This window comes from Trebonia sp. (assembly GCF_030042015.1).
In the GTDB taxonomy this organism is placed as follows: domain Bacteria; phylum Actinomycetota; class Actinomycetes; order Streptosporangiales; family Streptosporangiaceae; genus Trebonia.
The window spans coordinates 1-8909 of record NZ_JASIAL010000170.1; the positions used below are offsets into that span (position 1 = coordinate 1).

Sequence of the window (8909 nt, forward strand, 5' to 3'; positions counted from 1 at the left end):
GGGCGGCAGCGCCGGCGAGCCGTCCGCGAACGGCTCGTTCATGCCGGCGGGCGGCGTCGGCCAGGGCTGGCGGCCGTTGATGCCCGTGGGCGGCGCAGGCCAGGGCTCCGGGCCGGGCCCCTGCCCCTGCGGCCCGAACTGCCGCTGCGGCCCGAACGGGCTCTGCTGGCCGAACGGCCGCTGCTGCTGGAACAGCCCCTGCGGCTGGAGCATCCGCTCCGTGTCCGACATCGGCGGCGGCGCGCCGTAAGGTGGCGGCGCGCCGTAAGGCGGCGGCGCGCCATAGGGCGGGGGCGGGGGCGGCGCGTCGGGGGGCGGCGGCGGCCACGGCAGCCGGGACTGCGCCGACGGGGGAGGAGGTGGCGGTGGGAAAGCCGTATCGGCGGCCAGCGGCCGCCCGCAGCCTGCGCAAAATCCCGCACCCGGTCGCACGGGGTGCCCGCACGCCGGGCACCACGAACCACCCATATCATCCATCGCGTCCCTTTCGGGTCCCTCTGCAGGCTAGACCCACGTGCCGGCGCCCGGCAGCCAAACCGGAAGATCTGGCGGCGGCCAGGAGGCGCCACGGCCCGTTCGGAAGAAAATTCACCCGCAACCTCCAACGACAGCGGTGCCGCGCTGACAGAATGCGTGTGTATTCGTTCGTGCCTGTCCCGAGGAGGCAGATGCGCGTCGCCGGGCACCTCCGTCGGCCGGCCAGCGTGATCGCGGGGCTCGCGGCCGCCGTCGTTCTCCTGGTGCCGGCCCAGGCGGCACTGGCCGCGCAGGCCGCGCAGGCCGCGCAGCCGCCGCAGGCGGCGCGGGCACCGCAGGCGAGCGGGCCCGCGGGCGTGCTTGCGCCATGGGCCGAGCTGGCGAACGCCGCCACCGGGGCGCAGCTGTGGGACCGGTCCGCGGGCATCGAGCGGCCGATGGGCAGCATCGCCAAGGTCATGACCGCGTACGTGGTGATCGAGGCGGGCCACCTGAACCGGGTGATCACGGTGCCCAAGGGGATCATCGCCTACGACGACCGGTATGGCGCGAGCACCGCGGGCCTGGTGCCGGGGGAGAAGCTCACCGCGCTGCAACTGCTTTACGCGCTGCTGATTCCGTCCGGATGCGACGCCGCCTACACGCTGGCCTACGCGTACGGCCCCGGCGGGGCCGCCTTCATCGCCCAGATGAACGCGACAGCGCGCAAGCTCGGCCTGACCAGGACGCATTTCTCCGACTTCAGCGGGCTGCCCGACCCGGGGGAGTACACCACCTACTCCACCGCGCAGGACCTGATCATCCTGGGGCTTGACGCGATGAGGCTGCCGCTGTTCCGCCGGATCGTGGTGCTGCGCTCCTACCACCTGGCGGCCGGGCACGGGCACCTCGCGCACACCTGGCAGACCACGAACCTGCTGCTCGGGCACTACTCCGGCGCGGTCGGCATCAAGACCGGATACACCCGGGCGGCCGGGTACTGCCTGCTGTTCGAGGCGCGGCGCGACGGCGAGACCCTGATCGGGGTCGTGCTGCACTCCTCGACGGTCAGCATGGCCGGCGCCGCCAGCGACGCGGAGAAGATGCTGAGCTGGGGGTTCGGCCGCGATTAGCGGGCCGCGCCGCCCAGGTAGCTGGCCGCGAGCAGCGCGCTGTCCTTGCCCAGGTCCTGCGCCGTGCCGGTGGCCGCGAGCTCGCCGTGGGACAGGATGTAGCCGCGGTCGGCGATCTTCAGCGCCAGGTGCACGTGCTGCTCGACGAGCAGCACGCCGGTTCCGCTGCTCGTCGCGTACTCCCGCACCACCGGCAGCAGCCGGCCGACGATGACGGGGGCGAGGCCCAGGCTCATCTCGTCGAGCATCAGCAGCTTCGGCCTGCGGCTGAGCGCGCGGGAGATCGCGAGCATCTGCTGCTCGCCCCCTGACAGCAGCCCGACCCTGCGGCTGGCCAGCGGGCGCAGCGCGGGGAAGTGGTCGAACGCGGTTTCCATTTCCGCCGGGGCGCCAAGGCCGTCCAGCCGGAAGTGCTCGGCCACCGTGAGCCCGAAGAAGATGCCGCGGTCGTGCGGAACGTGCGCGATGCCCAGCCGCGCCCGCGCGGTCGGCGCGACCCCGGCCAGGTCGGCGCCGTTCAGCCGGACCACGCCGCCGGCCGGCTTCAGCAGGCCGGAGATCGCCCGCAGCGTGGTGGTCTTCCCCGCGCCGTTGGCGCCGAGCAGGGCGACGACCTCGCCGCTGCCCACGGTCAGCGACAGGTCGCGCACCACGGGCGCCGCCCGGTCGTAGCCGACGCTCAGCCCATCGAGTTCCAGTACCGCGTCGGTGGCCGCCATCCTCGCCTAACCCACCCTTACCGTGCGAACGTGATCAGTGCTAGCTTTCTACACCCCATGCTTACCCGGCATTGGCACGATCGCCAACTTGCCAGGTACCGAGTATGTGCCCACCGGACACTTGTCCGGATCGTGACCTTGATCGTCAGCGAAACGGTTGACGACGATCGGTCGCAAGGCCTTGTCTTGAGGGAGTATTTCAGCCAGGTTTCTCTATGCCCTCTCGGAGACAATAGCGATGGAGCGAATCCCCGTCACGCATGCCGGAAGCCTGATCCGGCCGAAGGAACTGCTTTCCTTTTTGTCGGCAAAGGACTACGGCCAGCCCTACGACGAGGCCGCGTACGAGGCGGAGCTGAGCGAGGCTGTCAGCGACATCGTCCGCAAGCAGGTTGAGACCGGCGTCGACATCGTCGACGACGGGGAGATGGGCAAGTCGAACTGGATCACCTACCTGTACGAGCGGACCAGCGGCCTGGAGTCCCGCCCGATGGAGCAGGGCCTGTCGAGCATCCTGCCGGCCAGCAGGGACCGGCAGGCGTTCCCCGGCGCCTACGCGGCCCTCGACTCGCTTGACGAGGCCGCGACGAGGTCCAGCACGGGCGCTTCGGCCGAGGAGGAGCAGCTGCGGGCCGGGGGATGGTCCGCCTGGTTCTGCACCGGCCCGCTGGGCTACGACCGCGCCGCGATCGACCGTGACCTGGGCAACCTCAAGGCGGCGCTCGCCGCGGCCGGGCACGACTTGTCCCAGGCGTTCCTGCCGGTCGTCGCGCCCGCGTCCGCCTACTGGCTGACCAACGAGTACTACGCGACGGACGAGGAGTTCGTCTATGCACTCGCCGAGGTACTGCACGAGGAGTATAAGGCGATCGTGGAGGCCGGGCTGCTGCTGCAGGTCGACGACGCCGTGCTCATGCACGAGGCGGACACGATGCTGTCGCGCGGACAGTCCTGGGAGGACTACAGGAAGTGGGCGCAGCTGCGGGTGGAGGGTCTCAACCACGCGCTGCGCGGCCTGCCGCAGGACCGCGTGCGCTACCACGTGTGCTTCGGCAGCTGGCACGGGCCGCACGCCTTCGACCCGCCGCTGCGCGACTCCATCGACCTGGTCCTGCAGGTCAACGCCGGCGCGTACGCGATCGAGCAGGCCAACCCGCGGCATGAGCACGAGTGGCGGATCTGGGAGGACGTGACGCTGCCGGAAGGCAAGCAGCTGATCCCCGGCGTCGTCACGCACCACACCAACGTCGTCGAGCACCCCGAGCTCGTGGCGCAGCGCCTGGTCCGGCTCGCCAACCTCGTCGGGCGGGACCGCGTGCAGGCCGGCACCGACTGCGGCTTCGCGCAGGGTGCCTTCGTCCGCCGGGTCCACGAGGAGATCCAGTGGGCCAAGCTGGCATCTCTCGCCGAGGGTGCCAGGATAGCCTCACGGGAACTATGGGGAGAAAAGGCTGACGCCTGAACGCTTAAATCAGGCAGGAGCGGCGTCGTTAGCGCTTTGAAGAGGGAATTAACCACGCAGGAGGGACTAACGTGGCAAGACATAGACATAGCACCCTGGCATATGCCGCCGCAGCCGTTGTCGCGGCGGCTCTCACCGCGGTCGCCGGCTGCTCAAGCTCAAGCTCGAGCTCGTCGACCACCACGTCGACCACCACGCCGACCACCGCGCCGGCGACGACCCCGGCCGCCTCGCCGACCAGCACCACCGGCGGCCTCGGCGCCCAGTCGGTGACCAACTACCTGACCTACACCGGCGGGACGTCCGGCCCGGCCAACAGCTCGCTGACGCCGGTCCAGATCGGCTTCTTCAACCAGCAGGGCGGTTCGAGCTCCGTCGGGCCGCTGGCCACCGAGGGCGCCGAGATGGCGGTCACGTACATCAACGACCAGCTCGGCGGCGTGGACGGCCACCCGATCAAGATGAACACCTGCTTCATCGCCAACACTGACGCCGAGGGCACGACCTGCGGGCAGGAGTTCGCGGCGAACAAGAGCATCGTGGCCGACGTCGAGGGCGGCGTCGCGATCGGCGTCCAGACCTTCTACACGGCGATCGGCACCAAGACGCCTGTCATCGTCGGCGTGGCCGCGACCGGCACCGACGGCGTGCAGCCGAACGCGGTGATCCTGTTCGGCGACGCGACCCACGTGCTCGGCCCGTTCGGAACCTACGCCGAGGACGTGCTGCACGCCAAGACGGCGGCGCTGGTCTACCCGGACATCCCCGGCATCACCGAGGGCGCCGCGGCGATCGAGGCCGCGCTGAAGTCAGTCGGCGTGAGCGTCAAGGCCGTGGGCTACGACGAGAGCCAGACCGACCTGACCAGCGTGCTCCTCGCGGCGGGCGCCACGACGGCCGACATGGTGATCCCGTACAGCGACTCCACGGGCTGCGTGAACCTCGCCAACAGCCTGAAGCAGCTCGGCATCACCGACTCCGAGAAGATCGTCTCGGCGCCACTGTGCCTGAACGGGCAGGTCGCGGCGGGGCTCGGCGGCAAGTACCCGATCTGGACGTACGCGATCGCCAGCTCGCTCTACGGCGACCCGACCGACCCGGGCATGCCCGCCTACGAGGCGGTGGCGAAGAAGTACGAGCCCGCGGCCGACGCGCCGGACCCGTGGAACATCGTCGCGTTCTCCGAAATCCTCACGCTGGACAAGTTCATGAACGAGGTCGGGTACGCGAACCTGACCTCGGCGGCGATCCTTGCCGAGGCCAAGGCGTTCAAGGGCCCGCTCGCGCTCGGCGCCCCGGCACTGGACTGCGGCGAGTTCCCGTCCGCCCCGGCGGTCTGCAACGACCGTGCCCAGTTCTTCCGCTACACCGGCAGCGCCACGGCGCCCTTCATCAAGGTGGCGGGGTGGCTCACGCCGCCGTCGTGACCTATCGCCATAGTGACTGACCGGCCGGGCCGTGCCGCGGCCGCGGGGCGGGACCACTCCGCCCCCGCGGCCGCGGCACGCCGCGCGTTCACCACCCCTGACACACTCAAGGACTGACCGGTGCAAGAAATCCTGCTGTTCATCCTGCTCGGACTTGGTTCCGGCGCGCTCATCGCCGGCATCTCGCTCGGCGTCGTGGTCAGCTACCGAGGGTCCGGGGTCATCAACCTGTCCGTCGGCGGCATGGCCATGATCGGCGGCTATGCCTACTGGTCGCTGAACACCGGCAAGATCACGACGCTGCCGACCTGGGCATGCCTGGTGCTCAGCCTGGTGTTCGTGGCCATCGTCGGCGCGATCGTCGAGTTCGTCGTGTTCCGGCCGATGCGCGACTCACCGCCGCTTGCCAAGCTCGTCGCCTCGCTCGGCGTGCTGCTCGTCCTGCAGGCGTCGATGCTGCTCGCCTTCGGCGTCACGGAGCAGCCGGAGCCGAGCATCCTGCCGCAGAACACGGTGCAGCTCTTCGGGGAGCCGGTCCCCGTGGACCGGTTCATCCTCACCGGCCTGGTGATCGCGGCGGCGGCCGTGCTCGCCGCGATCTACAAGTGGACGAGGTTCGGCCTGGCGACTCGCGCCGCGTCGGAGAACGAGGTCGCGGCCATGCTCGGCGGCCTGTCACCGAACACGATCTCGCTGATCAACACCCTCGTCTCGTCGCTGCTCGCGGGCGCGCTCGGCATCCTGGCCGCGTCGATCACCGAGCTTGACCCGCAGACGCTGCCGCTGCAGATCATCCCGGCGCTGGCGGCGGCGCTGCTGGCCTCCTTCACCTCGTTCGGGATCGCGTGCGGGACGAGCATCGGGATCGGCATCCTGTACTCCCTGATCGAGTACGCCTCGGCGCAGACCTGGTTCCCCCAGTCCGGCGGCGTCGCGCTGCCGGGCGTCACCGACCTGCTCGCGTTCCTCATCATCGTGGGCGTCCTGTTCTGGCGCGGGGCGCGGATACCGGGCCGGGGCGAGCTCGTCGAACGGCGGCTGCCCGAGGCCCCGCGGCCGCGGCACATGGTCCGCACGGGCACGATCTGCTTCGTCGTGGCCGCGGTGCTGCTGATCATCTTCCCTTACGGCTTCCGCGAGGCCCTGATCAACACGCTGATCGGCACGCTGATGGCGCTGTCGCTCGTCGTCATCGCCGGGTTCGTTGGCCAGATCTCCGTGATGCAGCTGAGCCTGGCCGGGGCGGCCGGCATCACGGTCTCGCACTTCGCCACCAACTTCGGGATCACGTTCCCTGTCGCGGCCCTGGCGGGCATCGCGGTCGCGCTGGTGATCGGCGTGCTCACCGCGATTTCCGCGGTGCGGGTGCGCGGGATCAGCCTGGCCGTCGTCACGCTCGCCGGCGCCGTGGCGATCGAGAACTTCGGGTTCGACAACAGCACTTGGGGCACCGGCCTGGCAGGCTCGCCCGTGCCTGAGCTGAAGTGGTTCGGCCTGGACCTGGGCCCGGACGCGCCGTTCCGCGGTCTCGACGGCGACCTGCCAAGCCCGGTCTTCGGCTGGGTCTGCCTCGTCTGCTGCGTGCTGCTGTGCATCTGGGTCGGCTACGTCCGCCGCGGCAAGCTCGGCCAGCGGATGCTGGCGGTCCGCTCCAACGAGCGCGCCGCCGCGGCGGCCACGGTCAACCCGCGGATGGTGAAGCTGGCCGCGTTCTCCATCGCGGCGCTCATCGCCGGGGTCGCGGGCGTCCTGTACGCGTACAACTTCCTGTCGGTCAGCGTCGACTCGTTCGACGCGGTCACCGCGCTCAGCCTGATCGCGTTCGCCTACGCAGGCGGCATCTCGCTGATCTCAGGCGCCGTGCTCGCCGGCATGCTGTCGGCGCAGGCGCTGATCCCGTTCGCGCTCTACGACTGGTTCGGGCTGAACGGGAACTGGTTCCTGCTCGTCGGCGGCGTGCTGCTGATCTTCACCCTGCTGCGCAACCCGGAGGGCGTGGCCGGCGACCTGTACCGGCGCCTGCACAAGCGCCCGCAGGTGCACGCGCCGGAGGCCGAGGGAGCGGTGCGCGAGCGGCTGGTCCCGCGCAGCGCCGCGTCGCGTCCGGACTTCTCCGGCCGGCCGGCGGCGCTGGCCGTGTCCGGCCTTTCCGTGCGGTTCGGCGGCGTGCACGCGGTCGACGACGTCTCGCTCGAGGTCAAGGAGGGCGAGCTCGTCGGCCTCATCGGCCCGAACGGCGCCGGCAAGACCACCCTCATCGACGCGATCTCCGGCTTCGTGACCTACACCGGCCGCGCCGAGCTCGCCGGGTCGGACCTGTCCGGGCTGCCGCCGTACGAGCGCGCCCGCCGCGGCCTGGCCCGCACCTGGCAGAGCACCGAGCTGTTCGACGACCTCGACGTGGCGGAGAACCTCACGGTCGCCTCCAAGGAGGGGTCGGCGGCGGACACGCTCGCCCTCGTCGGCATGGAGTGGGCGGCCGAGGCGATGCCGGCCCAGCTGTCCACCGGCCAGCGCAAGCTCGTCGGCGTCGCCCGCGCGCTCGCCGCCAGGCCCACGCTGCTCTGCCTCGACGAGCCGGCCGCCGGCCTGGACACCGCCGAGAGCGAGGAGCTGGGCGCCCGGCTGCGGCGCCTGGCGGACGAGGGCCAGTCGATGCTGCTGATCGAGCACGACATGGGCCTGGTCCTCGGCGTCTGCGACCGCGTGGTCGTCCTGGAGTTCGGCAGGGTCATCGCCGAGGGCCCGCCCGAGGTCGTCCGTCAGGACCCGCGCGTCATCGCGGCGTACCTGGGCGACGGCGTGGACGAGACCGTCAGCGCCGCTGCCGACCCGGCGGAAACGGCGGAAAAAGCCTGAAACCATTAGTCCGAACGGACCCGGGCGCCTGCGGCCGCCACATAGCTCAGCCATCGCTGGGTGAGGCGCGTCTCGCGGTGCTCCGGTCCGAGGACAGCGACCCGGGCCGTGAGCAGGTCGCGCAGCTCACGTTCCGCCTGCGCGTACTCGCCGCGCTCGGCGAGGACGAGGGCGAAGTCCTGCCGGGTGGTCAGCGTGCTCGGATGGTCGGCGCCCAGCGGGCCGCAGTCGGCGAGCAGGTCGCGCAGCTGCCGCTCCGCCTGCGCGTACTCGCCCCGCTGCGCGAGCAGCCGGGCGAGCCGGTAGCGGATCGCGAGCGTGTCCGGGTGCCCGGGGCGCCCGTGTGCCGCCAGCAGGTCGCGGTATTCCGCCTCCGCCCGCGTGTGCTCGCCCCGCTCCGCTAGCGCCCGCGCGATCTCGAACCTGGTGGCCAGCGCGGCGGGATGGTCGGGCCCGAGCACACGGACCTGGGCTGCCAGGACGTCGCGCAGTTCCTCCTCCGCCCGGTCGCAGCGGCCCTGGTCGATGAGCGTGCCCGCCAGCGCGCCCCTGGTGGCCAGCGTGTCCGGGTGGCCGACGCCGAGCACCCGCTCCCTGGCGGCGAGCACGTCGCGGAACGCGCGCTCCGCCTGCTCGCTCGCGCCCTGGCGCGCGAGCACGCGCGCGATCGCGTCGCGCAGCGCCAGCACGGCCGCGTGATCGGCGCCGAGGCGCTCGGCGCAGTCCAGTCCCTCGCGGGCGATGCCCGCCGCGGCCGGGTACCAGCCGGCCCGCAGGAACGCCGCCGCCGCCGCGGACGTCACCCCGGCCAGGGCCGCGAGGTCATCATCGGCGAGCGTGCCGCCCAGCCGGG

At 71.4% G+C, this 8909-nt stretch carries 6 protein-coding genes and 1 pseudogene; 4 read left to right on the plus strand and 3 right to left on the minus strand.

Annotation, left to right across the window (positions count from 1 at the left end):
• Positions 1–231 (minus strand): annotated as a pseudogene (locus Q1N79_RS08745) (hypothetical protein); the annotation flags it as partial.
• A gap of 437 nt (positions 232–668) precedes the next feature.
• On the opposite strand from Q1N79_RS08745, the gene Q1N79_RS08750 reads away from it, so the two are divergent.
• On the plus strand, positions 669–1589 hold the full coding sequence (locus Q1N79_RS08750) for a D-alanyl-D-alanine carboxypeptidase (protein ID WP_300606577.1): 921 nt from the start codon (positions 669–671) through the stop codon (positions 1587–1589).
• Here Q1N79_RS08750 and Q1N79_RS08755 read toward each other — a convergent pair.
• Positions 1586–2308 (minus strand): ABC transporter ATP-binding protein, encoded by a 723-nt coding sequence (locus Q1N79_RS08755; protein WP_300606580.1) that lies wholly within the window; start codon positions 2306–2308, stop codon positions 1586–1588. The two genes, Q1N79_RS08750 and Q1N79_RS08755, sit on opposite strands and share 4 nt — an antisense overlap.
• Before the next feature lie 238 nt (positions 2309–2546).
• Between Q1N79_RS08755 and Q1N79_RS08760 the strand changes: the two genes are divergently transcribed.
• The 3 genes from Q1N79_RS08760 (at position 2547) to Q1N79_RS08770 (ending at position 8056) form a co-directional block, all read left to right on the plus strand.
• Positions 2547–3770 carry a cobalamin-independent methionine synthase II family protein gene (locus tag Q1N79_RS08760; RefSeq protein ID WP_300606582.1) on the plus strand — a complete coding sequence of 408 codons (1224 nt, stop codon included), beginning with the start codon at positions 2547–2549 and terminating at the stop codon, positions 3768–3770.
• Positions 3771–3841: 71 nt separating this feature from the next.
• A complete protein-coding gene (locus Q1N79_RS08765) occupies positions 3842–5197 on the plus strand; it encodes an ABC transporter substrate-binding protein (protein ID WP_300606584.1) in 1356 nt (451 codons plus the stop codon).
• Between the two features lie 120 nt (positions 5198–5317).
• A complete protein-coding gene (locus Q1N79_RS08770) occupies positions 5318–8056 on the plus strand; it encodes a branched-chain amino acid ABC transporter permease/ATP-binding protein (RefSeq protein ID WP_300606587.1) in 2739 nt (912 codons plus the stop codon).
• A gap of 5 nt (positions 8057–8061) precedes the next feature.
• On the opposite strand, the gene Q1N79_RS08775 is transcribed toward Q1N79_RS08770, so the two are convergent.
• A partial coding sequence (locus tag Q1N79_RS08775; RefSeq protein ID WP_300606589.1) for a tetratricopeptide repeat protein occupies positions 8062–8909 on the minus strand: 848 nt, incomplete at its 5' end.

Coding starts and splice junctions, on each gene's coding strand:
- Q1N79_RS08750 (WP_300606577.1), top strand. CDS start 669: ATGCGCGTCGCCGGGCACCTCCGTCGGCCGGCCAGCGTGATCGCGGGG.
- Q1N79_RS08755 (WP_300606580.1), bottom strand. CDS start 2,308: ATGGCGGCCACCGACGCGGTACTGGAACTCGATGGGCTGAGCGTCGGC.
- Q1N79_RS08760 (WP_300606582.1), top strand. CDS start 2,547: ATGGAGCGAATCCCCGTCACGCATGCCGGAAGCCTGATCCGGCCGAAG.